The organism is Amycolatopsis sp. BJA-103, assembly GCF_002849735.1.
Taxonomy (GTDB): Bacteria; Actinomycetota; Actinomycetes; order Mycobacteriales; family Pseudonocardiaceae; genus Amycolatopsis.
In genome coordinates this window covers 8,821,331-8,845,913 of sequence record NZ_CP017780.1, presented here as the reverse complement: position 1 = coordinate 8,845,913, position 24,583 = coordinate 8,821,331, and the positions used below count along the sequence as shown (strand labels likewise).

At 69.5% G+C, this 24,583-nt stretch carries 23 protein-coding genes; 9 read left to right on the top strand and 14 right to left on the bottom strand.

Features of this window, described 5'->3' with window-relative positions; genetic code table 11:
* Positions 1–19: 19 nt before the first annotated feature.
* Positions 20–1,447 (bottom strand): FAD-dependent oxidoreductase, encoded by a 1,428-nt coding sequence (locus tag BKN51_RS40170; protein WP_101612528.1) that lies wholly within the window; start codon positions 1,445–1,447, stop codon positions 20–22.
* Positions 1,444–3,513 carry a molybdopterin oxidoreductase family protein gene (locus BKN51_RS40165; RefSeq protein ID WP_168214503.1) on the bottom strand — a complete coding sequence of 690 codons (2,070 nt, stop codon included), beginning with the start codon at positions 3,511–3,513 and terminating at the stop codon, positions 1,444–1,446. Before BKN51_RS40165 ends, BKN51_RS40170 begins: the two co-directional genes overlap by 4 nt.
* A gap of 470 nt (positions 3,514–3,983) precedes the next feature.
* On the opposite strand from BKN51_RS40165, the gene BKN51_RS40160 reads away from it, so the two are divergent.
* The 3 genes from BKN51_RS40160 to BKN51_RS40150 are packed head-to-tail and all read left to right on the top strand — an operon-like array spanning position 3,984 to position 7,444.
* Complete coding sequence (locus BKN51_RS40160; protein ID WP_101612526.1) at positions 3,984–4,508, top strand: PadR family transcriptional regulator; 525 nt, start codon at positions 3,984–3,986, stop codon at positions 4,506–4,508.
* Between the two features lie 18 nt (positions 4,509–4,526).
* Positions 4,527–5,207, top strand: a complete 681-nt coding sequence (locus BKN51_RS40155) for an ABC transporter ATP-binding protein (protein WP_101612525.1) — start codon at positions 4,527–4,529, stop codon at positions 5,205–5,207.
* On the top strand, positions 5,204–7,444 hold the full coding sequence (locus BKN51_RS40150; RefSeq protein ID WP_101612524.1) for an FtsX-like permease family protein: 2,241 nt from the start codon (positions 5,204–5,206) through the stop codon (positions 7,442–7,444). The genes BKN51_RS40155 and BKN51_RS40150 overlap by 4 nt, the downstream gene beginning before the upstream one ends.
* 44 nt (positions 7,445–7,488) lie before the next feature.
* Here the strand turns inward: BKN51_RS40150 and BKN51_RS40145 are convergent, their stop codons facing one another.
* From BKN51_RS40145 to BKN51_RS40130, 4 genes are all read right to left on the bottom strand, one after another.
* Positions 7,489–8,286, bottom strand: a complete 798-nt coding sequence (locus BKN51_RS40145) for a TIGR02569 family protein (protein WP_101612523.1) — start codon at positions 8,284–8,286, stop codon at positions 7,489–7,491.
* A 137-nt stretch (positions 8,287–8,423) separates the two neighbouring features.
* Positions 8,424–9,602 carry an adenylyltransferase/sulfurtransferase MoeZ gene (gene moeZ / locus BKN51_RS40140; RefSeq protein WP_101612522.1) on the bottom strand — a complete coding sequence of 393 codons (1,179 nt, stop codon included), beginning with the start codon at positions 9,600–9,602 and terminating at the stop codon, positions 8,424–8,426.
* A 118-nt stretch (positions 9,603–9,720) separates the two neighbouring features.
* Entirely contained in the window at positions 9,721–10,890 is a 1,170-nt protein-coding gene (locus BKN51_RS40135) for a DUF3152 domain-containing protein (RefSeq protein ID WP_101612521.1), read from the bottom strand.
* 81 nt (positions 10,891–10,971) lie between these two features.
* Positions 10,972–11,829 (bottom strand): alpha/beta fold hydrolase, encoded by an 858-nt coding sequence (locus BKN51_RS40130; RefSeq protein ID WP_168214653.1) that lies wholly within the window; start codon positions 11,827–11,829, stop codon positions 10,972–10,974.
* Positions 11,830–12,072: 243 nt separating this feature from the next.
* On the opposite strand from BKN51_RS40130, the gene BKN51_RS40125 reads away from it, so the two are divergent.
* Positions 12,073–12,696: a TetR/AcrR family transcriptional regulator gene (locus tag BKN51_RS40125; protein ID WP_101612519.1), complete on the top strand. Its 624-nt coding sequence runs from the start codon at positions 12,073–12,075 to the stop codon at positions 12,694–12,696.
* Between the two features lie 222 nt (positions 12,697–12,918).
* Positions 12,919–13,455 (top strand): carboxymuconolactone decarboxylase family protein, encoded by a 537-nt coding sequence (locus BKN51_RS40120; protein WP_101612518.1) that lies wholly within the window; start codon positions 12,919–12,921, stop codon positions 13,453–13,455.
* A 145-nt stretch (positions 13,456–13,600) separates the two neighbouring features.
* Here BKN51_RS40120 and BKN51_RS40115 read toward each other — a convergent pair whose 3' ends face one another.
* Both BKN51_RS40115 and BKN51_RS40110 read right to left on the bottom strand, forming a co-directional pair.
* Positions 13,601–14,524 (bottom strand): alpha/beta fold hydrolase, encoded by a 924-nt coding sequence (locus BKN51_RS40115; protein WP_101612517.1) that lies wholly within the window; start codon positions 14,522–14,524, stop codon positions 13,601–13,603.
* Positions 14,521–15,429 (bottom strand): AurF N-oxygenase family protein, encoded by a 909-nt coding sequence (locus BKN51_RS40110; RefSeq protein WP_168214502.1) that lies wholly within the window; start codon positions 15,427–15,429, stop codon positions 14,521–14,523. Before BKN51_RS40110 ends, BKN51_RS40115 begins: the two co-directional genes overlap by 4 nt.
* Positions 15,430–15,479: 50 nt before the next feature.
* Here BKN51_RS40110 and BKN51_RS40105 point away from each other — a divergent pair, with 50 nt between their 5' ends.
* Positions 15,480–16,259, top strand: coding sequence for a TetR/AcrR family transcriptional regulator (locus BKN51_RS40105; protein WP_101612515.1), 780 nt, complete (start codon positions 15,480–15,482; stop codon positions 16,257–16,259).
* Positions 16,256–16,582 carry a DUF4873 domain-containing protein gene (locus BKN51_RS40100; RefSeq protein ID WP_101612514.1) on the top strand — a complete coding sequence of 109 codons (327 nt, stop codon included), beginning with the start codon at positions 16,256–16,258 and terminating at the stop codon, positions 16,580–16,582. The genes BKN51_RS40105 and BKN51_RS40100 overlap by 4 nt, the downstream gene beginning before the upstream one ends.
* A 71-nt stretch (positions 16,583–16,653) precedes the next feature.
* Here BKN51_RS40100 and BKN51_RS40095 read toward each other — a convergent pair whose 3' ends face one another.
* From BKN51_RS40095 to BKN51_RS40085, 3 genes are all read right to left on the bottom strand, one after another.
* A complete protein-coding gene (locus BKN51_RS40095; RefSeq protein WP_101612513.1) occupies positions 16,654–17,934 on the bottom strand; it encodes a heparan-alpha-glucosaminide N-acetyltransferase domain-containing protein in 1,281 nt (426 codons plus the stop codon).
* Between the two features lie 114 nt (positions 17,935–18,048).
* Positions 18,049–18,279 carry a DUF3107 domain-containing protein gene (locus tag BKN51_RS40090; RefSeq protein ID WP_005167610.1) on the bottom strand — a complete coding sequence of 77 codons (231 nt, stop codon included), beginning with the start codon at positions 18,277–18,279 and terminating at the stop codon, positions 18,049–18,051.
* Positions 18,280–18,337: 58 nt separating this feature from the next.
* Positions 18,338–18,991, bottom strand: a complete 654-nt coding sequence (locus BKN51_RS40085) for a ferritin-like fold-containing protein (RefSeq protein WP_034313407.1) — start codon at positions 18,989–18,991, stop codon at positions 18,338–18,340.
* Between the two features lie 504 nt (positions 18,992–19,495).
* On the opposite strand from BKN51_RS40085, the gene BKN51_RS40080 reads away from it, so the two are divergent.
* A complete protein-coding gene (locus BKN51_RS40080; protein ID WP_101613746.1) occupies positions 19,496–21,094 on the top strand; it encodes a DEAD/DEAH box helicase in 1,599 nt (532 codons plus the stop codon).
* Between the two features lie 36 nt (positions 21,095–21,130).
* On the top strand, positions 21,131–22,525 hold the full coding sequence (locus BKN51_RS40075) for an Rv3212 family protein (protein ID WP_101612512.1): 1,395 nt from the start codon (positions 21,131–21,133) through the stop codon (positions 22,523–22,525).
* A 43-nt stretch (positions 22,526–22,568) separates the two neighbouring features.
* Here the strand turns inward: BKN51_RS40075 and BKN51_RS40070 are convergent, their stop codons facing one another.
* The 3 genes from BKN51_RS40070 to BKN51_RS40060 form a co-directional block, all read right to left on the bottom strand.
* Positions 22,569–23,201: a hypothetical protein gene (locus BKN51_RS40070; RefSeq protein ID WP_101612511.1), complete on the bottom strand. Its 633-nt coding sequence runs from the start codon at positions 23,199–23,201 to the stop codon at positions 22,569–22,571.
* Positions 23,202–23,321: 120 nt separating this feature from the next.
* On the bottom strand, positions 23,322–23,666 hold the full coding sequence (locus tag BKN51_RS40065) for a hypothetical protein (protein ID WP_101612510.1): 345 nt from the start codon (positions 23,664–23,666) through the stop codon (positions 23,322–23,324).
* 35 nt (positions 23,667–23,701) lie between these two features.
* Positions 23,702–24,562, bottom strand: coding sequence for a RecB family exonuclease (locus BKN51_RS40060; RefSeq protein WP_101612509.1), 861 nt, complete (start codon positions 24,560–24,562; stop codon positions 23,702–23,704).
* Positions 24,563–24,583: the final 21 nt, after the last annotated feature.

Genomic DNA, 24,583 nt, shown 5'->3' with positions numbered 1-24,583 from the left:
TTGGTGGATGCGTTCGGGTTCACTGGGCGGCCAGCCATTTCGCGACTCCGCCGACGGCGTCCTTGCAGCCGCCGCAGCCGGTCGTCGCGCGGGTCGCCCCGGCGAGGGCGGGAACGTCGGTGGCACCGGCACGCCAGGCCTCGACGAGCCGTCCCTTGGTCACCGCGTTGCAGCGGCAGATGACCGCCGACGCGGGCAGATCGGCCGGGCTCGACGCCGACGGCGCCCCGGCGGGCAGCGCACGCCCCAGAAGGACGGCGAGCCGGTCTTCGGGCACCGGTGTGCCCCGGTCGTAGAGTTGCGTGATCGTCGCGGCCGCGTCGGGCAGGCCGAGCAGGATCGCCCCCGCCACCTTGTTTTCGCGGACGACGAGCTTGCCGTAGCGGCAGCCCGCCGGGTCGCTGAAGGTGAGCACCTCGGCGGTCGGGTCGTCCGCGCCGGTCATCGTCTCGCCGAGCGCGGTGAGGTCGATGCCGCGGGCCTTCAGCCGCGTCACCGCCTGGGTGCCGTGGTAGCGCGACGCGGATTTCGTCCCGGTGACCAGATCCGCGACGACGGCGGCCTGTTCCCACGCGGGCTGCACGAGACCGCCGAAAGCACCGGGATGCCGGGCGCAGTCGCCGATCGCGTGGATCCGGCCGTCGCTGGTGCGCAGCAGATCGTCGACGACGATGCCGCCGTCGACGGTCAGCCCGGCGTCCACGGCCAGTTTCGTCTCGGCGCGGACACCGGTCGAGACGACGATGAGATCGGCGGGGACGTGCGTGCCGTCGTCGAGTTTGAGCCCGTCGCCGCTGACGTAGCGCGCCGCTCCGACACCGAGCCGGAAGCCGACGCCGAGTTCTTCGAGCTTCCTGGTCAGCACCCGCGCGGATTCCGCATCCAGCTGACGTTCCATGATGTGCGGCATCGGATGCACGACGGTGACGAGGTTTCCGCGCCCCGCGAGGCCTCGCGCCGCCTCCAGGCCGAGGAGCCCGCCGCCGAGTACGGCGACCGGTGCGCCCAGTTTGGCGGCGTCGAGGATCCGGGCGCAGTCGTCGAGCGTGCGGAACGCGACGACGTCCGTACCGGCTTCGAGACCTTCGACCGGCGGCATCCACGGATTGGCTCCGGTGGCGAGCACGAGCGCGTCGTAGTCCACAGTGGACCCGTCGTCGAGGTGTACTCGCCGGGCCGCGCGGTCGATCGCCGTCGCGGCGACCCCGCGACGCAGATCGGCTCCGGTGCGGGTCGGCCAGTCTTCGTCGTGGAGCCGGACGACCTCGGGCCGCATGGTCCCGGCGACCACCGAAGACAGCAGCACCCGGTTGTAGGCGGCGTGCGTCTCGGCGCCGACGACGGTGAGCCGGACGCGTTCGCCGTCGGGATCGCGGCGGCGGATGTCGTCCGCCAGCCGGGCGCCCGCCATCCCGTATCCGGCGATGACCACCGACCGGGGGCTCACGCGACGACCTCGACGGGGGCGAGCGCGACCGCGCACACCTTGAACTCGGGCATCCGGCTCGTCGGGTCGAGTGCCGGATTGGTCAGCAGGTTCGCCCTGCCCTCACCGGGGAAGTGGAACGGCAGGAACACCAGGTCCGGGCGCAGCGACGGCACGCAACGGACCCGGGCGACGGTCTCCCCGCGCCGGGACCGCACGACCGCGAGGTCGCCCTCGGCCAGCCCAGCCCGGGCGGCGGTGTCGGGATGAACTTCCACGAAGGCCTCCGCTACGACGTCGTTCAGCTCCTTGACCAGCCGGGTCTGCGCCCCGGACTGGTAGTGCTGCAGGACCCGGCCGGTGGTGGCCTGCAAGGGGAATTCGGCGTCGGGCGGCTCGGCCGGGCCGACGTGGTCCACCGGCACGAACCGCGCGCGGCCGTCCGGGTGCGCGAAGGAGCCGAGGAACATCCGCGGCGTGCCGGGATGCGTTTCCGCCGGGACGGGCCAGTACAGCGCCTCGCCGTCGCGGAGCCTGTCGTAGGTGACGCCCGAATAGTCGGCGACACCACCCTTGGACGCCCGGCGAAGCTCGGTGAAGACGGTCTCCGCGTCGGCGGGGAACCGGCCTTCGGGCTGACCTAGCCGCCGGGCGAGTTCGGAAAGCACGAACAGATCGGTCCGCACTCCGGACGGCGGGTCGATCGCCTTGCGCCGCAGGAGGATCCGGCCTTCGAGATTGGTCATCGTGCCGTCTTCCTCGGCCCACTGGGTGACCGGCAGGACGACGTCGGCCATCGCCGCGGTCTCCGACAGGACGAGGTCCGAGACCACCAGGAAGTCCAAAGAGGACACGTGATCCTGGATCTTTCCCGCCCCGGGGGACGAAACGACGAGGTTGCTGCCGAACACCATCAACGCGCTCGGTCCGTCTTCGGTGCCGAGCGCTTCCAGCAGTTCGACGGCCGAACGCCCCGGCCCCGGCAGGGATTCCGGCGGCACACCCCAGACTCCGGCGACGTACGCGCGGGCGGCGGGGTCGTCGATCTTACGGTAGCCGGGCAGCTGGTCGGCCTTCTGCCCGTGCTCACGTCCGCCCTGTCCGTTGCCCTGGCCGGTCAGGCAGCCGAACCCGGATCCCTTACGACCGGGAAGCCCGAGCGCGAGCGCGAGATTGATCCAGGCGTTGACCATCGCCGTGCCGTTGGCGTGCTGTTCGGTGCCGCGTGCGGTGAGGACGTAGGCGTTGCGGGCCGAGGCGAGTTTGGCGGCGACGCGGCGCTGGTCCGCGGCGGAGACCCCGGTGACCTGCTCGACGCGCTCCGGCCACCACGCCGCGACCGAACGCCACAGTTCCTCGAAGCCGTTCGTGCGTTCGTCTATATAGGACTGATCGAGCAGCCCGTCGGCGACGACGGCGTGCAGGATCCCTTGCGCGAGAGCGAGATCGGTGCCGGGCGCGGGCGCGAGGTGCAATCCGGCCAGTTCGGCGGTCGGGGTCCGGCGGGGGTCGACGACGATCAGGTCCGCGCGCTTGAGATGTTGTGTGAACGGCGGCATCGTCTCGGCCGGGTTCGCGCCGATCAGCAGGACGGCGTCGGCGTCGGCGAGATCCGTGACCGGGAACGGCATCCCGCGGTCGGCGCCGAAAGCCTTGATTCCGGCTGCGGCCGCCGAAGACATGCAGAACCGGCCGTTGTAGTCGATCTGCGAGGTACCCAGCGCGACACGGGCGAATTTCCCCAGCAGGTAGGCCTTTTCGTTGGTGAGCCCGCCGCCGCCGAAGACGGCGACCGAGTCGGCGCCCTTGGCCGCGCGGATCCCGGCGAGCCGCCGCGCGACGAGGTCGAGTGCCTGCTCCCAGGTCGCGGGCCGGAGTTCGCCGTCGATGCGGATCAGCGGGGTCGTCAGGCGGGAAGGGGAAGTAAGGAGTTCTCCCGACGTCCAGCCCTTCTGGCACAGACCACCCGCGTTGACCGGGAAGTCGCGCGGGGCGACCCGGGCGCCGTCGAGGCTCATTCCGCACTGCAAGGCGCAGTACGGGCAGTGCGTGTCCACCGCGGTTCGGGCGGGAGCGGCGAGCGGCACGGGCACCTCCTCCAGGCGTCGATTGCGCCTGAAGGTAGGTAGGCCGTGTTACCTGGAAACTCCTGAATGTTTCAGGCGTTTGACATTGCCCACCCCCGGCGGACGTCACACGGTGAGGTGGCGCGAGGAGCTGAAGGGGCCTTTCCCCTCATGCGACGCGGTGAAGGGAGCTTTCACCTCATGTCATGCGGCGAAGGCTCCCTTCAGCCCCAGCTCTGGACGGCCCGCCGCAAACGTCGCGAAAGCCACTTTCGGGACGTCAGATGCCGCGAAAGCCACTTTCGGGACGTCAGATGCCGCGAAAGCCCCTTTCAACAGTCAGAGGGTGGCGCGAGGAGCTGAAGGGGCCTTTCCCCTCATGCGACGCGGTGAAGGGAGCTTTCACCTCATGCGACGCGGCGAAAGGCCCCTTCAGCAGCTATACACCCGGTGTATAGACGGTGCGTATACACACTGTGTATAGTCGCCGCATGTCCATCGGGAACACCCTGCTCGGCCTGCTCGAAGCCGGCCCCAAGCACGGTTACGACCTCAAACAGCTCTACGACAAGCAGTTCCGGCAGGACCGCCCGCTGCACTACGGGCAGGTCTATTCGACGCTGAACCGGCTCCTGAAAAACGGTCTCGTCGAAGAGAACGGCGTCGAGGCGGGCGGCGGTCCGGACCGGAAGCGGTACGCGATCACCGACGCCGGCGTCACCAACGTCGAAGAATGGCTGAAAAGCCCGGAAAATCCCTCGGTCTACCTGCAGAACACGCTCTACACCAAGGTCGTGCTCGCGATCCTCTCCGGCCGGGGCGCCCAGGACCTGCTCGACGCCCAGCGTGGCTCCCACCTCCGCGCCATGCGTGAGCTCACCGCCCGCAAAACCGGCGGCGACCTCGCCGACCAGCTCATCTGCGATCACGCGCTGTTCCACCTGGAGGCGGATCTGCGGTGGCTGGAGCTCACCGCGGCCCGCCTCGACGATCTCGCGCGCCAGCTGGCGCACTGAAACCCTGGGGACCACGAAGTGGAAACACCGTTGTTACAAGGGCTGGGCCTGCACAAGGCTTTCGGCCCCGATCAGGCGCTCGCCGGGGCCGGGCTGACGCTCGAAGCCGGGGAGATCGTCGCGATCATGGGCCCGTCGGGCTCGGGGAAGTCGACCCTGCTGCACTGCCTGTCCGGCATCCTGCGCCCCGACCGCGGCGAGGTGCTGTTCCGCGGCCGCGAGCTCGCGAACATGACCGACAGCGAACGCAGTGCCTTGCGGCGCACCGAATTCGGTTTCGTCTTCCAGTTCGGGCAGCTCGTGCCGGAACTGACCTGCCTGGAAAACGTCGCGTTGCCGTTGCGGCTCGGCGGGATGAAACGCCGTCCCGCCGAGCGGCTCGCGCGGGACTGGCTCGACAGGCTGGAAGTCGGCGACTCGGACGACAGCACCCCCGGACAGGTGTCAGGCGGGCAGAGCCAGCGGGTCGCCATGGCCAGGGCGCTGATCACCGAACCGTCGGTGATCTTCGCCGACGAGCCCACGGGCGCGCTGGACACGCTCAGCGGCGAGCGCGTCATGCGCCTGCTTTCCGAGACGGCGAAGCAGACCGACGCCGCCGTCGTCCTGGTCACCCACGAACCGCGGGTGGCCGCCTACTCCGACCGGGAGGTCATCGTGCGGGACGGCCGGACACGTGAACCGGTGGTGACCCGGTGACCGGACGCGAAGACCTGTTGCTGGGGTTCCGGCTGGCCGTCGGGGGTGGCCGGGGCTCGATCGTCAGGCTGGTCCTGGGCGCCGTCGGCATCGGGCTCGCGGTGGCGATCCTGCTGACCGGCGCCTCCGCGGGCACCATCACGGAGAACCGGGACCAGCGGGCGTTCGCCTCGTACGTGCAGAGCAAGCCGATCCCGGGCGTCGCCCCGCTGGCCTACCTCCCGGCGACGACCGACTTCCGCGGTCAGGCGATCTCGCTCGTCCACCTGCGGCCCACCGGGCCGAACTCGCCGATCCCGCCGGGTGTGGACCGGCTGCCCGCGCCGGGCGAGGTCTTCCTTTCGCCGAAGCTGGACGAACTCGTCGCGGCCGACACCAGCGGCCTGCTGCGGCCGCGGCTCCCCGGCAACCCGGTCGGGGTCATCGCCGCGGAGACCATGCTCAATCCGAACGACCTGGTCGCCTACGTCGGCTCAGGCACGCTGCAGTCCGGGCCGATGGTCTACGGCTTCGGCGCCGAGCGCGGCTATGACGACATGGTCGAAAAGGGAGTCCTGGCGCTCCTGCTGATCGGGCTCTTCGTCCTGCTCACACCGGTGTTCATCTTCATCGGGACGATCTCCCGGCTCGGCGGCGCCACCCGGGACCGGCGCCTCGCCGCGTTGCGGCTGGCAGGCTCGTCCGCAGGCCAGCTGCGCCGGATCACCGCGGCGGAATCGCTCGTGGGCGCCGCGGCCGGGCTCGTCACCGGCGCCGCGTTGTTCCTGCTCTTCCGCGGCGCGGTGACGAACTTCCAGGTGTTCCGCTTCGGGCTCTACCCGAAGGACCTCACACCGGCGTGGCCACTGGTCGTGCTGATCGTGCTCCTCGTCCCCGCGCTGACCGTGGTGACGGCGTGGTTCGCCCAGCGGCACACGATCGTCGAACCGCTCGGCGTCGTCCGCGAGTCCGCGCCGCCGAAGCGGCGGTTGTGGTGGCGGCTGCTGCCGGTCGTCGCCGGACTCGCCTTGGTGCTCCCGGATTTCGGCGTGGCGAGCGAACTCGGCCGGGCGGCGCTGATCGCCGGGGTGGTCCTGCTGATGCTCGGGATCCCGGCGCTGCTGCCGTGGCTGCTGGACCGCGTCGTGTCACGGATCAAGGGCGGGTCACCGTCGTTCCAGCTCGCGATCCGCCGCCTGCGGACCGACAGCGGGACGCCGTCGCGGGTGGTCGCGGGCCTCTGCGTGGTGCTCGCCGGGGCGATCGGGTTGCAGAGCCTGATGGCGGGCCAGGTCGCGTCGCAGGACAAGTACCAGGACACGACGGACGGCCGGACGATGGTCTACGCCGAGGGCCCGGTGGCGGACAAGGCGGTGGCCGCGGTACGCGCGGTGCCGGGCTCCGCCGATGTCCAGAGCGTGCGCTCGCTGTTCGTCACCACGAATCCCGCGGACGCCCTCGCCGCGCTCGCCGTCGCCGACTGCCCCACGATCGAAGCGTCGACGGGGGTCACGGGCTGCCGGGACGGCGACGTGTTCACCGAATCGGTGTCACTCCACAAAGGACAGTCGGTGACGCTGACCGACGACACCAAGCGGGAACAGCCCTGGACCGTTCCGGCCACGCCGCGGCCGTTCGGCGGGAAGCCGTCGGGGATCACCCAGTTGCTCGCGGTGCGCGTGTTCGTGACACCGTCGGCGATGGCAGGTGCCGACCTGTCCGGCGCCTCGGTCACGGTGAGCCTGCGTGACGGGACCGGGGATCCCGACTTCGTCGAACTGGTGCGGAACTCGGTCGCCCCGCTCGGCTGGGAGGCCACGGTGGCCGCGTACAACGAGAAGCGGATCACCGACGAGGCCCGGATGTTCGGGGACGCGCGGAACATCCTGCTCGGCGGCGCGCTGTTCGTCCTGCTGCTGGCCGGGGTGAGCCTGCTCGTGCTCGCCCAGGAACAGGTGCGGGAACGGCGGCGGGCGCTGGGCGCACTGTCCGCCACCGGGGTCCCGGTGCGCGTGATCCTCCGGTCCCTGGTGTGGCAGAACGGGATCCCGTTGCTGCTGGGGATGGTGATCGCGACGGCCACCGGGATCGGGATCGCCGCGGTGGGCAGGCGGATGTTCTGGGACGCGGTGTACATCGACTGGACCGCGGTCGGGGTGCTCGCCGCGGCGGCGATCGTGATGGTGCTGCTGGTGACGGCGTCCACGCTGCCGTTCGTGCGCTCGGCGGCGAAGGCGGAGAGCCTGCGCACCGAGTGAAAGCCGGTGAAGGCCCCTTCTTCCGAGGAGGGGCCTTCACCGGTCTACAAGACGGCGCTGACGTCGCGGGCGGCGGCGCGGAGGCCGTCGTGCGCCGCTCGCGTCGATCGCGGATCGAGGGCGTTGGCCGCCAAGCGGAAAAGGACGGCCCGCAGGAGAAGCTGGGGCCATTGCGGGAGATGCGCCCAGCGTTCGAGCAGATCGATGGTGGCGCCGCCCCAGGCCAGCGCGTCGACCGCGACGATCGCGGCGCCCCATTCACCGGGCCGGTAGTACGGCACGAAATCGACGATGCCAGGGGCCTCGTCGCCGTCGAACAGCACCCCGGCGAGAAGCTCCCCGTGGACGACCTGGTCCGGCAGTTTGACCGGTCTTCGGGACCCGGCCAGCACCTCGAACCAGCGGCCGCCCTTGTTCTCGTCGAGGGACATGTCCGCCTCGCCCCACGCGAGTTTGTCGGCCAGGGCCTCGATGTCGGTGCGCCGCCCCAGGAAGTCCGGCCGCGGCAGCCCCGCCGTCGCCCGGTGCAGCTTGACCGCCGTGTGCACGACCTCGTCGTACCGGTGCTCGGCCGTACCGGACACGAACCGGTTCGCCGACCAGCCGCCGACCACCCACCGGCCGTCGCTGGACCGGACCGGCCTCGCGACCCGCAGCCCCGGCTCGTCCACGGCCTCCAGCGCCCGGGCCGTCCACAGGGTCCGCGACTTGTCCACGACCGGCTTCAGCACGAGATCGGCGTAGCGCCAGGCGGTGGTGCCGGGCATCGGCTCCGCGTCACCGTCACGTCCGCCGAACGCCGAACAGACGTGTTCCGGAGGGCTTTCTAGGGTGGCACGCACGGCACGGGACGTTACCTCGTGAACCGTTCCACGAACGAGAAGACGCGCTGGTGACGCGACGTCTCCACCAGCGCGTGAAGGCCCCCTTCCCTCGGTTCAACCGAGGGAAGGGGGCCTTCACGCGCATCGGAAAGGGATCAGTAAGTCGGCAGGCTCTGGTCGATCTGCCGCGCCCAGGCCAGTACGCCGCCACCGAGGTGGGTCGCGTCCTTGAACCCGGCCTGGTGCAGCGCCGCGAGCGCCTCCGCGGAGCGCGCACCCGACTTGCAGTGCAGCACGATGGGCTTGTCCTGCGGCAGTTCCGACAGCGCCTCGCCCGAGAGGATCTTGTCCTTCGGGATCAGCGTCGCGCCCTTGATGTTCACGATCTCGTACTCGTGCGGCTCGCGGACGTCGATGAGGGCGAAGTTGTCGCCGTTGTCGAACTTGGCCTTGAGCTCCGCCGGAGTGATCGTGTGGCCCGAAGCGGCCGAAGCGGCCTCGTCGGACACGACACCGCAGAACGCTTCGTAGTCGATGAGCTCGGTGATCTGCGGGGTCTCCGGATCCTTGCGGATCTTGACCTCGCGGTACTTCATCTCGAGTGCGTCGTAGCTGACGAGCCTGCCCAGCAGCGGCTCACCGATGCCGGTGATCAGCTTGATCGCCTCGTTGACCATGATCGAGCCGATCGACGCGCACAGCACGCCCAGCACGCCACCCTCGGCGCACGACGGGACCATGCCGGGCGGCGGCGGCTCGGGGTAGAGGTCGCGGTAGTTGAGGCCCTTGCCGTTCGGCGCGTTCTCCCAGAACACGCTCGCCTGCCCCTCGAACCGGTAGATCGAGCCCCACACATAGGGCTTGCCGGTGAGCACGGCGGCGTCGTTGACCAGGTACCGCGTGGCGAAGTTGTCGGTGCCGTCGAGGATCAGGTCGTACTGCTCGAACAGCTCCAGCGCGTTCGACGACTCGAGCCTGTCGGTGTGCAGGTGCACCCTCACGAAGGGGTTGATCTCGGCGATCGACTCCTGCGCCGACGCGGCCTTGAGCTTGCCGATGTCGGACTGGCCGTGGATGACCTGGCGGTGCAGATTCGATTCGTCGACCTCGTCGAAGTCGACGATGCCGAGCGTGCCGACCCCGGCCGCGGCCAGGTACAGCAGCGCGGGGCTGCCGAGGCCACCGGCACCGATGACCAGCACCTTGGCGTTCTTCAACCGCTTCTGCCCGGTCACCCCGACGTCCGGGATGATCAGGTGACGGCTGTACCGGGCCACCTCTTCCTTGGTGAGCTCGGCGGCCGGCTCGACGAGCGGCGGCAGCGTGCCTGACATCGGGTCCTCCATCTCGCGTGGATCGCGGGTCGCATCCCAGTATCTACAACACGGACAGGCGGAAACGACTTCCCCTGTTTCATATCCTGGGATTTTCCAGCAGGTGAGACGGCGAAGACTAAGGTGTCTGATTCGGCCAGGAACCCGGCTTGCAGACGAAACCGTTCGCGGGCACCCGGCCGCGGTCGCCGCCGGGGAGATTGTTCAGCTGCGCCACGAAGTCGTTGGAGACGCCGAAGGTCTGCTGCATCATCACCGGCGCGATCCCGCCGTTGACCTGGCAGCCCACGTGTTTCCCGCCCAGGGCGTGCCCGACCTCGTGATTGATGGCGTACTGGCGATACCCGGTCATGTCGCTCTCGAAGGCCATCGCCCCCCGCACCCAACGGGCGAGGTTGATCACCACGCGCTTGTCGAAGCTCGAGCGGTAGCACGACGTCTCGTAGGTGATCTGGAACATGCAGACGTCGGCGCGATGCGTCGTTTCCGGTGTGGTGAGGCTCACCCGGAAGCTGGGGTTCGGGAAACTCGCGTCCACGCGCTGGAGCGCCTTCTTGCCGTCCCACGTCCAGCTCTTGGGATTGGACAGGGTGCCCTCCACCATCGCGGCGAAGCTGTCGTCGCCCTGATAGCTGGCCGCATCGATGCCGTCCTCGACCTCGATCGTGTAGGTGAACAGCTGCCCCGTGCCCACCTTCTCGCCCTTGCCCGGCACCACGTGATAGGTGCCCTTGCCGGACTGGGTGAAGTCGCCACCCTTGGGCAGGTCCGCGGTCGGGATCTTGAGATCGACCGGTTTGGCCGGGTTCTCCGGGAGGACGTCGCCGCCTCCGTCGACACCCGCGCCCGGCTCGCCGCCGTTGCCTGCGGAGCCGTCGGCCGAAGTGAGGCTCGCCCCGTCGGTGGCGACCGGTTCGGCGGGGCCGGTGGCGGTGTTGAACACGACCAGCGCGGTGATCACCACCAGGATCGGCAGCGCGTACACCCGCCAGCCGTAGGTCTTGGCGAAGTGGCCGATGCCGCCCTTCGGCTTGCGCTTGGCGGCGCCGCCCTTGGTGCCGGGCTCGTGCGGCTTCCAGGACGCGCTGAGCGGCTGGGCGCTGGTCCGGCGGCCGCCCGGACGGTAGCGGTCTTCGTCGAGCCGCTCCGACGGCGGCGGCGACGGCCGGTACTGCCCGGTGCGCGGAACGTCCGAGGTCCTGGGCTGAGGGCGCGCCGAACGGCGGGCGGATGCGGAGTACTGAGACCGCCGACCTTCGCCCTGCGCGTCTTGCTTCACCCGGTCCACGGGCACCAGGGTGCCATAACCGAACTGTGATGTTGTGAGCGACCGGCACAGGGTGCGGCGTGTCCTGCCCACCCGAATGGGCTACCAGGTGCCCGATTCGACCGATTCCCACATCCCCAAAACGGCCTTTGCTACGACATTCGGGCGTTCCATCTGCGCCACATGGCCGGTTCGGGGGAGAACGAGCAACCGGGCGTGCGGAAGTAGCCGAGCGGTGCGCTCGGCGCGCCGGACGGAGATCACCCGGTCGTGCTGCCCCCAGACGACGAGTGTCGGCGTGGCGACCGTCGGCGCGACGGCCCACAGCGACGCGGGTCCGCGTGCCGACCACGTCCGGAAGATGCCGAAAGTGCTGCGGGCGAGCGCGGGGGTGGCCCAGGCGAAAGCGGCGCGGGCGCTGTGCTCCTCTTCGAGCTCGTTCAGCCGGCTCTCGGCGAAGCGTCCCGGATCGGCGAAGCACAGCTTGATGACCTGCATGGCGCGTTCGCGCGGGCCGAGCGCGGCCAGCTGACGGCGCACCCGCGGACCGATCAGCGGCAGGTACGCGAACGCCATCCGCGGGTCGGAAAGCCGCTTCATGCTGGGCCGGAGATCCGGCATCGCGGGCGAGATCAGCGTCAGCGTCTTCACCAGCTCCGGACGGCGGGCCGCGACGAGCAGCGCCACCGCGCCGCCCATCGAGTTGCCGAGCAGGTGCACCGGCCCGGTTTCGAGGCTCTCGATGTGGGTCGCGACGATCTCGGCGTGCGCGTCGAGACTGAAGCTGAACCCGTCCGGCGGCTCCGAATAGCCGAAACCCGGCAAATCGACCGAGGTGCCGCCCGCTTGGGGCGCCAGGAGCGCGGCGAGGTCGGTCCAATTCGTGGACGATCCGCCGAGTCCGTGGACGTAAACCGCCGTTTCGGGGCCACCCGGGGTCCGGCGGATGTGCAATTTCACCCCGCCGACACTTATTGTTTCCCCGGGCCAAGGCGGCGGCGCGGGGTCCAGCGACGGCAATGACCTGCGCGAGAGCGGCACGTGGGTCAGCGGCGGGCGGTCCCGGGCGGCACGGGAAACTGAAGACGACACAGCACCAGGATGCCCGACCCTTGGCGGTCCGGCCGTACCGGCGAGTAATCTCGAGTTCACTTCACGCGGCGGTGACCCCGCCCTGCGGAGCCCCGCTCGACTGGAGGAACGATGACCGAAATGGCGCGACTGCAGGCCCGAGGCGTCCGCCTGCCGAGAACGGAACGCCGGGCCCAGCTGCTGGCCGCCGCGCAGCGGGTGTTCGCCGCGAACGGATACCACGCCGCCGCGATGGACGAGATCGCCGAAGAGGCCGGGGTCAGCAAACCGGTTCTCTATCAGCACTTCCCCGGCAAGCTCGACCTCTACATCGCGCTGCTGGAGAGCCACGTCGACGAGTTGGTGCGGCGGGTCAAGGAAGCGCTCGATTCCACGACGGACAACAAGCAGCGCGTCCCGGCGACGGTCGGCGCGTTCTTCGACTTCGTGAACAACGACGCCGGCGCGTTCCGCATGGTCTTCGAGTCCGATCTGCGCGGCGAGCCCGCCGTGCAGGAGGCGGTGGACCGCGCGACGTCGGCCAGCGTCGACGCGATCACCGAGACCATCACCGCCGACGCGGGCCTCGACGAGGACAAGGCGCGGCTGCTCGCCGTCGGCCTCGTCGGTCTCTCGCAGGTCAGCGCGCGGTTCTGGCTGGCGCACCACAAGTCGATGAGCAAGGAAGAGGCCGTCGCGCTCACCGCCAACCTCGCCTGGCGAGGCATCGGCGGTGGTTTCCCGCTGCAGCACTGACTCCGCGTCGCGTCAGCGTCCGTGCGGTCGGATCCGGAGGAGCTGTGTGGAAATAGGGACACTCAACGTCCCGATTTCCACACAGCCCACCCAAAGCCACTCACGCACGGCCGGGGAGCAAGGGACCTTTGCTCTCGCGTTGGTCCATCCAGCGGCATCGTGAGGGGCCTGGTTTCGGCTATGAATCGAGCGACCGCGTTGCCGATCCGCGAGGAGTAGCCCATGCCCCACATCGCGCTCGACGAGAACCTGCCCGGTATCTCCGCTCTGTTCGCCTACCGCCCGGAGACGGCGGCGCCGCTCGGGCAACTCGCCGAGGTCCTGCTTCGCGGCCCGAGCAGCCTCAGCGTGGGTGAACGCGAGCTGATCGGCGCGGTCGTCTCGCGCGGCAACGACTGCACGTTCTGCTCCCGCAGTCACGCGGCCGTCGCCGCCGAAGCGCTCGAAGGCGGCATGCCGGTCGTCGAGGCGGCGTGGCAGGACGTCGACGGCGCACCCGTGTCGGCGAAGGTGAAGGCGCTCCTGCATGTCGCGCTGGCTGTCCGCGAAGGCGGGAAGTCCGTGAGCGAAGACCTGATCGCGGCCGCTCGCACCGAGGGGGCGACGGACGTCGAAATCCATGACACGGTGCTGATCGCGGCCGCCTTCTGCATGTTCAACCGCTACGTCGACGGGCTGGCGACCCTCGCCCCGGACGACCAGGACGCCTACAAGGCCACGGGCATCCGCCTGCTGGAGGACGGCTACACGCGCCTCTGAAAGGTGCCCGGATCGTGTTCCCGATGTCGCATTCGAGTCGCTGAGCGTCTCAGATGCGACATCGGGAACATCGACAGCCGGGCTGAGCAAGGGACCTTTGCTATCGCTTGCCCCACCGAGAGCGATAGCAAAGGTCCCCCGCTCTCTAGACCCTCGCGGAGCTGCGGACCAGAGCCGCGATGCGGGCCGAGACCTCTTGCGCGCGTTCCTGCGGAAGCATGTGCCCCGCGCCGGGGTACCGCACGAATTCGGCGTCCGGCAGCGCGTCGGCGATGACCTTGGCGTGCGTCGTCGGGCACAGCCGGTCCCGCTCCCCCGACAGCACGATCACCGGTTTCCCCTGCAGCGCGGCGAGCGTGACACGGCAGTCGTGCCGTGAGATCGCGTCCTGGAATCCCGCGACGCTCGCCGGATGCGCGCACAACAACTGCTCGGCGACCGAGTCCAGATCCGCCCGCTGCGGCCGCCGCCCGAAGACGAGCAGGCGCGCGCCCGGGCGCACCACCGACAGCGGCAACGGCAAGGCGTCCCGGCGGTTCTTCGCGAGCAGCTTCGCGAGCCGCCGTTCGAACCTCGCCGCGCCGCTGCCCGCGATCCCCGGCAGGCCGAGGGTGATCCGGTCCATCTCACCGGACGACGTGGCGACGAACGCGACCCCGGCGACGCGCCGGGCCACGAGTTCGGGATGACTGCGGGAAAGTTCCATGATCGTCATGCCGCCCATGGAGTGCCCCGCCAGCACGATCGGGCCGTTCGGCACGCGGTCTTCGATCAGTTCGGCGAGGTCGTTCGCCAAAGTCGGAATCGTCGCCGTACCCGGCTTCGCCGGCGCGGAACCACCGTGCCCGCGCAGGTCGTAGCGCAGGATCCGGACGGAGTCGCCGAGCCCGGCCACCACGCTGTCCCAGGTCCGGTGGTCCTGGGTCCAGCCGTGCACGAGGATCAGCGTGAGTTCGGAGTCGGCGGGACCGCTCGTCTCGACGTGCAGTGCGGTGCCGTCACCGGTCACGAACCGGTGCTCCCGGGACGGATCCCAGGAGACGGAACCACGCTGCTTGACGCCCCTCATCGCTTCCCCGGCAGCAGGAACGACTTGCGCCAGAAGTACATGCCGGGTTTGCCGACCAGACCGGATTCCTGCAGGAACGGCATGATCTTCTCGCCAGCCCACCGCACGCTCTCCTGCCAGTGCGGGTTGCTCATCGCGGCTTCCACGCCTTCACGCGGCCGGATGCCGACTGCCTTGTAGACGCGCGGGTTGATGAAGGCCCGCGTCACGAAGTACGAAATGAGCGCGATGATGAACTGCTGGTAGACGATTTCCTTCTTCGTCAGCTTCGCCATGCCGCGAGTGACTTCTTCGCGGGCGAAGGTGACGTGCCGGGCTTCTTCGAGCACGTGGATGCGGTTGACCATGCGCACCAGCGGCTGGATGTCCGGGTCGTTCATCTGCTCGCGCTGAAGCCGGTCGAGGACCTCTTCGGCGACGAGGATCGCGCCGTAGCGCGCGGGGCCGTAGCTGATCGACGGCATCAGTTTCGCCAGCCGCCGCAGCCACGGCACCGGTCCGTAGGACGGGCAGCCGATCCGCGACGCCATCCGCGCGAACATCGTCGAGTGACGGCATTCGTCCGCGATCTCGGTCAGCGCGTACTGCGCGTGCGAGCTGGTCGGGTCTTCGTCGTAGACCTCCTTGAGCAGCATCTGCATCAGGAGGATTTCGAACCACAGCCCGGTCGTGGCGACGCTCGCGACCTCGTGCTTGCCGAGTTCGATGCGCTGCTCTTCGGACAGCGAATCCCACAGCTTGGTGCCGTAGAGCGAGGAGCGGTGTGCCGGGATGAAGCGCTTCCCGTCCACGAGAGGAGCGTTCCAGTCGATGTCGACGTCGGGGTCGTAGAACTTGTTGGCGGAGGACTTGAGCAGCCGCTCGGCTGTCTTCTCCCGGTCTGTTTCCTTCAGCGCCCGCGTCATTGCCGACACACCCCTATCTGTAACTCGCGGTAACAGTTACCTCTGGTAGCATGACTTGGGTGATCGAACGTGTCAAGCGCAACAGCAAGCAGTCGAGCAAGCACCCCACGGCGGGTGAGGCCGACACGGGCGACGCCCGTCGCGACCGCTGGCGCAAGCACCGGATCGCGCGCCGCGCGGAGTTCGTCGAGGCCGCTCTCCGCGCGCTCGACACGCACGGCCCGGACCTCGGCATGGAAGACGTCGCCGCCGAAGCGGGCGTCACGAAACCCGTGCTGTACAGGCACTTCGACGACAAAGCCGATCTGTATGTCGCGCTCGGGCAGCGCGGCACGGAGATCCTCTTCCAGCGGCTGATCCCGGCCATCAACTCCGAGCTGGCCCCGGTCCCCCGGATCCGGATGGCGCTCGACGCGTTCTTCAGCGTCATCGAGGAGCACCCCAACCTCTACCGCTTGCTCGCCCGCGGCGGCCTGCAGGAGAAGGTGCTCGTCAAGTCCGACGTCGTCGCCGAGGACAAGGAACTGATCGCCACCGCGCTCACCGCGCTGCTCGGCGACTACATGCGGATGTTCAACATGGACTCCGGCGCCGCCGAACCGTGGGCGCACGGCATCGTCGGCATGGTGCAGAGCACCGGCGAATGGTGGCTGGACCGGCGCTCGATGGGCCGCGACAGCGTCGTCGAATACCTGACGCAGATCATCTGGGCCGCGATCGACGGCCTCTCCCGGCAGCAGGGCATCGTCATCGACCCGAATCTGCCGCTCGAAGAGAACAAGGTCGTCCAGATGCGGAAGACCCAGGAAAAGCAGGTGGAGGGGCAATGAGCGAGCACGACGAAGACGGCTACGCCGGCGAAGCGGTCCTCGTGATCGACGGGACCGAGATCGCGGCCACGGTCGACCTGCGGGGCTACTTCCAGCCCATCGACGGGTACTACCGCTGGTACGGCCGCGTGGCCACCAACGAGCAGGTGTCCGCGGCCGCCGACGGCAAGAAGACCGCCGTCGAGATCCGCGCGGGCGAGTACAGCGCGAAGGGCGAGCTCTCCGACCCGGACCCGTGGGACCGCTACCGCATCATGGGCACCAGCACGCCGCCGTTCCACGTGCCGACCAGCCTCGAAGAACTGAACGAGCTCAACGCCTGACCCCAGTACGTGAAGGCCCCCTTCCTTGCGTCTAGCGCAAGGAAGGGGGCCTTCACGTACTTAGAGGTGCGTCAGCCCCGCCGCTGAGCGGGCACCCGAGCCGCGTCGAACAGGTACTTCGGCCAGCTCGACAGCTTGTTCATCGCCCATTCCAGCGGCCCGCGCCCGATGAACTTCCGCCACAGCACCGCGGCGGTCAGCGCGACCACCGAGAACTCGACGAAGTGCAGCACGCTGAAGATCGAATCGCCGTCGCTCTCGTCCCACAGCAGCGCGATCGCCACGAAATGCAGCACGTACGCGCTCAGTACCCGCCCGCCCAGATCCGAAAGCGGCCGCAGCACCCGCTCGAACTTCGGCATCAGCAGCTGGCAGCCACCGATCACCGCCGCCGCGATCCCGATCGAGATCAGCAGGTCGAACGGCGTGTACGAGGTCCCGGTCGGCAGCAGCTCCCAGGCCCAGCTGGTGGTCGGCGGCGTGCCGTGGATCCAGGTCTGGTGGAGCCGGAAGAACTCCGACGGCGTCATGCCCGCCTGCGCGGCGGCCGGTTCCAGTGAGCGGTAGACGGCCTGCATGCCACCGAGCGGCCCGGTCGCGATCCAGGACACGACATACCCGCCCACCGCGAGCGCCGAGCCGCCGAAGAACAGCCGTCGGCACACGCTGCGCGAGGTCAGGTCCATCCGCCCGAGGGACATCCCGGCGAACACGTACGCCATCAGCGTCAACGCGGGGAACGTCCCGGTGAGGACGAGAACGGTCGCGGCCTTCAGCAACCCCGTCGACGTGACGTCGTCCGCGGTCAGGTCCGGCGCGAAGAACAGCAGGTCGCGGGGAAGCAGCTGAGCCCTGATCAGATGCGAGAGCAACGGTCCGGCCACGGCGACGGCGACAGCGGCGATCGCCAGTGCCTTCGCGCTCGCGCGCAGCCATGGGATCGCGAACAGAAAACAGGCCCCGTAGTAGGCCAGGATCACCATGTAGCCGGTCTCGAGGCTGGTCAGCCACAGCCCCAGCGCCACCAGAAGCGGTGCGCGGGTCGCCAGCTTGAGCGCGACGCGCGTCCGGTCGCGGCCCAGTTTCGGGCGGCGTCCGCCGGACATCAGCGCGATCGAGACTCCGGCCAGCACCGCGAACAGCGCCGCGGAGTGGCCTTCGAACGGTTTGAACAGCACCCCGACGCCGCCTTTGGCGGGATCGGGGCCGACATGCACCGCGTACATGCCGAGTACGGCCAGACCACGGGCGACGTCGATACCGGTCAGCCGCCCCGCGACCCGCTTGCCTTGTTCGGGAACAGTGCGCACGCTGTCGACCAGCGCGCGGTCCATCACAGTGACGCCGTCCACCTCATTTCTCGGCTAGCCCCCTGCCGTCCCCGCCATAGCGTGACGATCAAATCTGAGAGCTGGCTGAGACGCAGCGGTGACGCCACTGTGACATCCGACTACAACCCGATCGGGTTAACCACCAACAGCGAAGCCGACCTTGCGAACATCCGACGGCGCGATCTCGACGTAGGCGATCCGGTCGGTGGGCACGATGTACTTACGGCCCTTTTCGTCGTCGAGGCGGAAGATCCCGTCGCCGGCCCTCAAGGCGTTCGCGACCAGTTCCTCGACCTCGTCGGGTGACTGGCTGCTGGACACCACGAGCTCTCGCGGCGTGTCCTTGATGCCGATCTTGACCTCCACGTGGGACCTCCGCTTGAAGTTCGAAATTACTTGTCCGACCAGGCTAGCCGACCCGGCGTCAGCCGAGCCCCAGTACCTGCATGCGCTTGGTGTGCCCCTGCTGCAACCGGCGGAACAGCGCGGCGATTCCCGAGAGGTCGCCCGACCCCTCGACGATCAGCTCGGCGAGCCCGTCCCGCTCGGCGACCACGTACTGGGCCTGCGTCAACGCCTCGCCCAGCAGGCGGCGGCCCCACAGCGCGAGCTTGTCGCGTGCCTTCGGGTCGGCCTCGATCCCGGCCGCGACTTCGCGCTCGGCGAACGCGGAATGTCCCGTGTCGGCGAGCACGGTGAGCACCAGATCCTTGGTCTCGGGGTCGAGCCAGCTGGCCATCTCGCGGTAGAGATCCGCCGCGAGGCCGTCGCCGACGTAGGCCTTCACCAGGGACTCGAGCCAGGAGCGCGGCGCCGTGGAGGCGTGCCACGCGTCGATGTGCCCGACGAACGGCCGCATCGCGTCCTCGATCGCGACGCCGTGCCCCGCGAGATGTTTGGTGAGCAGGTCGTAGTGCCCGATCTCGGCGGCGGCCATGGACGCCAGCGCGGCCCGGCCGGACAGTGTCGGCGCGGTGCGCGCGTCCTCCGCCATACGATCGAATGCGGACAATTCCCCATAGGCGAGTACGCCGAGCAAATCGACTACGCCTTCACTGATCTGCTTTGCCTCCGTCACGGCGATGAGGGTATCCCCGAACACACCTCCGACGTCGCGAAGAGACCGATCCCACGCATGTCGGCACGGCTACGACCTCGGCCGGAAAGAGACCCGTCCCACCTCCTGACGCGATGGGGGCTATCCGAAAAGCGCAGACCAGGTACACTGGCGGCCGGAAACGACGGATCTTCCGTCCGGACCGGAACGCTGCTGCGGCTGAAGGACAGTCGGCGCGGCACCGGTCAGCACAAAGAATGATGTGCGTGCACGCCATCCTGCGGCATTCCCACGAAGGGCCGCTTCAGCGCCAGTAGCGCGGAGCCGAGCGAATTTTCGTGGTCGAGTGTCGATCGGTGACCAGGGCAGTGCGCGCTGGTCACGAGAGAGGCGAGCACCCTGACCACGAACGAAATCACCACCGAAGAGAACACCACGAGCGTCCCCGAGGCCGTCGCGCTGGAGCACAGCGAGACCGGCCCGGCCGCCCTCGACGTGTCGCACCCGCTGCAGGCTGGCGCACCGGTGGAACCCGAATCCCCCACCTTCGCTTCCTTCGGCGTCAAGCCGGAGATCGTGAAGGCCCTCGGCGAGGCCGGGATCGAGCGCACCTTCGCCATCCAGGCGCTGACGCTGCCGCTGGCCATGGCCGGCGACGACCTGATCGGCCAGGCCCGTACGGGTATGGGCAAGACGCTGGGCTTCGGCGTCCCGCTGCTGCACCGTGTCGAGGTCCCCGGCGACGGCACCCCGCAGGTGCTGGTCGTCGTGCCGACCCGTGAGCTGTGCATCCAGGTCGCGAACGACCTCAAGGGCGCGGGCAAGCACCTCGGCATCCGCACCCTGGCCATCTACGGCGGCCGCCCGTACGAGCCGCAGATCGCGGCGCTGCGCAGCGGCGTCGACGTCGTCATCGGCACCCCCGGCCGCCTGCTGGACCTGGCCGAGCAGAAGCACCTGGTGCTGGGCAAGGTCCGCGGCCTGGTGCTGGACGAGGCCGACGAGATGCTCGACCTCGGCTTCCTGCCCGACATCGAGCGCATCCTGCGGATGGTCCCGGACAAGCGCCAGACGATGCTGTTCTCGGCGACCATGCCGGGCCCGATCATCACGCTGGCCCGCACGTTCCTGACCCAGCCGACGCACATCCGCGCCGAGGAGAACGACGCCGGCGCGATCCACGAGCGCACCACCCAGTTCGTCTACCGGGCGCACTCGATGGACAAGCCCGAGCTGATCGCCCGCGCGCTGCAGGCCGAGGGCCGCGGCCTGACGATGATCTTCACCCGCACCAAGCGCACCGCGCAGAAGGTCGCCGACGAGCTCGTCGAGCGTGGCTTCGCGGCCGCCGCCGTGCACGGTGACCTGGGCCAGGGTGCCCGCGAGCAGGCGTTGCGTGCGTTCCGGGCGGGCAAGGTCGACGTGCTCGTCGCCACCGATGTCGCCGCCCGCGGTATCGACATCGACGACGTCACGCACGTGATCAACTACCAGACGCCGGAGGACGAGAAGACCTACGTCCACCGGATCGGCCGCACCGGCCGCGCCGGGCGCACCGGTGTCGCGATCACCCTCGTCGACTGGGACGAGGAGCCGCGCTGGAAGATGATCTCGGACCTCCTCGGGCTCGACATGCCCGAGCCCGCCGAGACGTACTCGTCGTCGAAGCACCTGTTCTCCGACCTCGGCATCCCCGAGGGCACCACCGGGCGTCTCCCGCTGTCGAAGCGGACCCGCGCCGGGCTTTCGGCCGAGGTCGAGGAAGACCTGGGCGGCAAGCGCCGGGGTCGTGGCCAGGGGCCGGCGAAGGACAAGGACGAAGAGGCGCCCCGCAAGCGCAACCGCACGCCGCGCAAGCGGACCCGCGGCGGAGCCGACGCGGCCGCCAAGATCGAGGCGGCGGACGCCGCCGCCGCGCCTTCCGCGGAAGGCACCGAGGGCGAGACCTCGTCGGAGGGCCGCACCCGCTCGCGCCGCCGCAGCCGTGGCGCCGCGAAGCCGAGCCCGGAGGTCAGCGGTCCGGCCGTCGAGAAGGAAGCCGGCGACAGCGCCGAGCGTCCGGCTCGCCGACGCCGCCGTCGCCGTCCCTCGGCGACTTCTGATACACCTGCGTCGGCAGACTGAGGATTTCAGACCGCGGACGTGGGGAGCTAGGGGCACGTGAGCGAACGCTGGGACGCCGCGCCGGAGAACGATCCGGCGCGGCCCGTGCCCGTCGATCCCGAACAGACGTCCAACGGCGGTGAGCCGGAGACCTCGGCCGTGATCGGCAGCGAGGACGTGCTGGACGCCGAACCCGCCCAGCCGGAGGCCACCGAGCCGCCGCTGGCCGGGAAACGCGCCCGGCGCTCGCCGTGGAACCGCACGCGGGATCGCGTGTTCGCCGCGGGGATCGTGGTGGTCGTCGCGGTCACCGGCGTCGTCATCGGCGTGACCAGCGACAACGCGGCGACGGTCGCGCAGGTCGCCGCCACCCTGCCGCCCGGGCTCCCGCCCGCGCCGGCGGAGGTACCCGGCTCGCTGACCGAACTGTGGCAGGCGCCGAGCTCGTCCACGCCCGTCCCGATCGGCGAGGCGAACAGCGTCGTCACCGCCGACAAGGGCGAAGTACTCGGCCGGGACCCGTACACCGGCGACGTCCGGTGGCGCTATTCCCGCGATCTCGAACTGTGCACCGTCGCGCTCGCCGGGATCAAGGTGGACGCGGTGTACCGCAAGGACACCGGCTGCAGCGAGGTCACCCAGCTCGACGCGGGGACCGGCCGCCGCACCGCGCAGCGCAACGGCGACGCCGAACTCGGCACCCGGCTGGTCGTCGACGGCTCGCACGTCACCACGACCGGCAAGAAGCTGCTCAACACCTGGCGCGACGACCTGGTCAAGAGCATGGAGTACGGCCAGGTCCCCGCCATCGTGAACGCGAACAAGCAGCCGAGGACGGGCTGCACCTACGGCACGGTGGCGGCCGCGGCGGGCAAGATCGGCGTGATCGAACGCTGCCCCGGCGACCCGGCCGACCGCTTCACCATCTACCGCGCGAGCAACGACGAGGCCGACGACCCGAAGGTCGACTACAGCACCGTGCTCGCCGGGAAGAACGCGAAGCTGGTCGCGATGTCCGGCGACCTCGCGCTGATCGTGCTGCCGGAACAGAAGCTGCTGGTCATCTACGGCGGCGACGGCGTGCAGAAGTCGGCGTACCCGCTCGACGTGCCCGCCGCGGACATCGCGCAGGATCCGGTGGGCGGCATCATGCCGACCGCGTGGACCGCGCAGGGCGTCTACTGGTTCACCGGCTCGAAGACCATGGCGTTCTCGCGGGACGACCTCACGCCGCGCTGGACGCTGAACAGCTCCGTCGGCCCCGGCATCACCTTCGGGGAACAGCTGGTCGTGCCGATCCAGGGCGGGCTCTCCGTCCTCGACGAGCTGACCGGCACCACGATCCGCACCGTCGGTGTCGACCGGCGCGGCTACAACGGGCCGGTGCAGCTCTCTTCGGTCGGTCCGGTGCTGCTGGAGCAGCGCGGCCCCATCCTGGCCGCCCTCAAGTGACCGCCAGGCGATAGCAAAGGTCCCTTGCTATCGCCCGCCGTCGTCACGTGGTGGGCCGGGTGCGCAGCCGGCTGACCTCTTTCCAGCACCAGGTACCACCCTCACCGGCGAGCGTGCCGGTGGCGGTGCCCGGCCGCCCCGCGATGCTCACCGTGACCGCCACCGTGTACTTGGTTTCGGACACCTTGGTGACCGCGCCGAGCGTGGCGTTCGACGCGTCGCCGACCCGTTCGATGATCTGGTCGATGTCCTTTTCCGCGTTCCCGCACTTGAGCGCCGTCAGCGCGGCCTGATCGTGGGCGTTGATGCCGTCGACGATCGCCTGCGCGGTCCCTTCGGGGCCGGACGCCTTGTCGGCCTTGTCGTCGCCGAGGAAGAACCCGGGAGCGACGAACCCGGTGATCCCCAGCGTGATCAGCACGACGACACCGGCGGCGATGCCCACCAGCAGGCCGGTCTTGCTGGTGTTCGGCGGCGCGGGCGGCCCACCGAAGCCCTGCCCGTACTGCTGGTTCTGGCCGTACGGCTGCTGGCCCGGGTACTGCTGCTGGGGGTACGCGCCGCTCTGGTCGTAACCGCCCTGCTGGTACTGCTGCCCTGGGTACTGCTGCTGCTCTGGGTACTGCTGCCCGCCAGGGCCTTGCTGGGGCTGTCCTGGCTGGGGTGGGTAAGTCATCAACGGTGCCCTTCGTCCTCGCTGCGCGGCGGATGTTCCTCTACGACGCGCCCAGTGAGTTCCAAGTTTCGCCGCACCGAAGCCCTTTTCCGGGCGGATGGCAGTTTGCTGCCGTCCCGGCTAGTTCCACCAGAACAGGCTCAAAGCCGCTGTCACGCTCACCACGACCCCGAGACCCGCGAAGCCCGCGACGCGGCCAGTGCGCCCATCGGCGCCCCGTTGCGCCAGCAGCGCGACCACCGCCGCGACCGGATGCCCGATCAGCATCAGCGGCCCCGGCCCCGGGGCACCGGTGAACAGGCAGATCCCGGCGATCGCGAGGACCAGCACCGCGAGCACGACCATCCCGGCGGCGAGCGAACCGGTCAGCCCGCGCCAGAACCGGCCGCGTCCGGGCATCGCGGGCTCGTCCGTGCCCAGTGGCGCCGGTGTGGTCGCGAGCTCTTCGGTGTCCGGTGACGACACGTCCTCGCCTGTCCAATCCGTCGGGTCTGAAGAATCTAGGGCGCCAGCAGCTCCCACGGCTGAGACGCGGGACCGGCTTCTTGGCCCGCCGTACAGCTGGGCCGGAAGTCGCACCATGAGCAACGGCGACCGGGGCGAGCCGGGAACAACACGTCCTCGTCGCCGCCGGCCTTCAGGGTATCCGTTGCCAGCCGCAGGTCCCCGGCGGTCTCGTCGGCGCGCTGGAGATGCCGTTTGAGGCTCTGCTCGGTGTGTTCGGCGGCCGCGATGGTGCCGGTGGGCACGTGGTGCAGCTCGACCTGATAGCACGGCGTACGCAGCGTCCTGGCCGCCGCGACCGCGTACAGCGCCAAGGCCTGCGAAGACCGCGCCTCGTACTCGTCCGGCTCTCGGCGGCCGGTCTTGTAGTCGATGATCACCAGTTCGCGGCCACGCTGGTCGATGCGGTCGGCGCGGCCCTCGATGATGAGGCTGGGGCCGCTGCCCGGCTCGAGCGTGACGGGCGCCGAAACCCAGCGCTCCAGCCCGACCGGATCGACGCTGACGTCGTTGTGCTCGACGTACTCCGCGACCCACCCCTTGGCTCGCGCGCGGTACCGGGCGGCCTGGTCGGAGTCTTCGAACCCGGCGTCCTTCCAGTGCTCGGCGACGAGCGCCATCGCCCGCTGCGGTACGCGCTTGATCACCGGCAGGTCGAACAACGCCCGCAAAGCGTTGTGCACCACCGCGCCGAGCGTGCTGTGCGCCCACGCCCCGGTGCGTGTCGGGGGCGGGCGGTCGATGTACGACATGCGGTAACGGCGCGGGCAGTCTTCGAACGTCGCAAGGCGCGCGGGCGAGACCTTCGTCAGCTTGCGCGGCGCCTCGACGCCGAAGTCGAAACCAATCTGCTCCATCGGATCACCCCGCCCGCAACG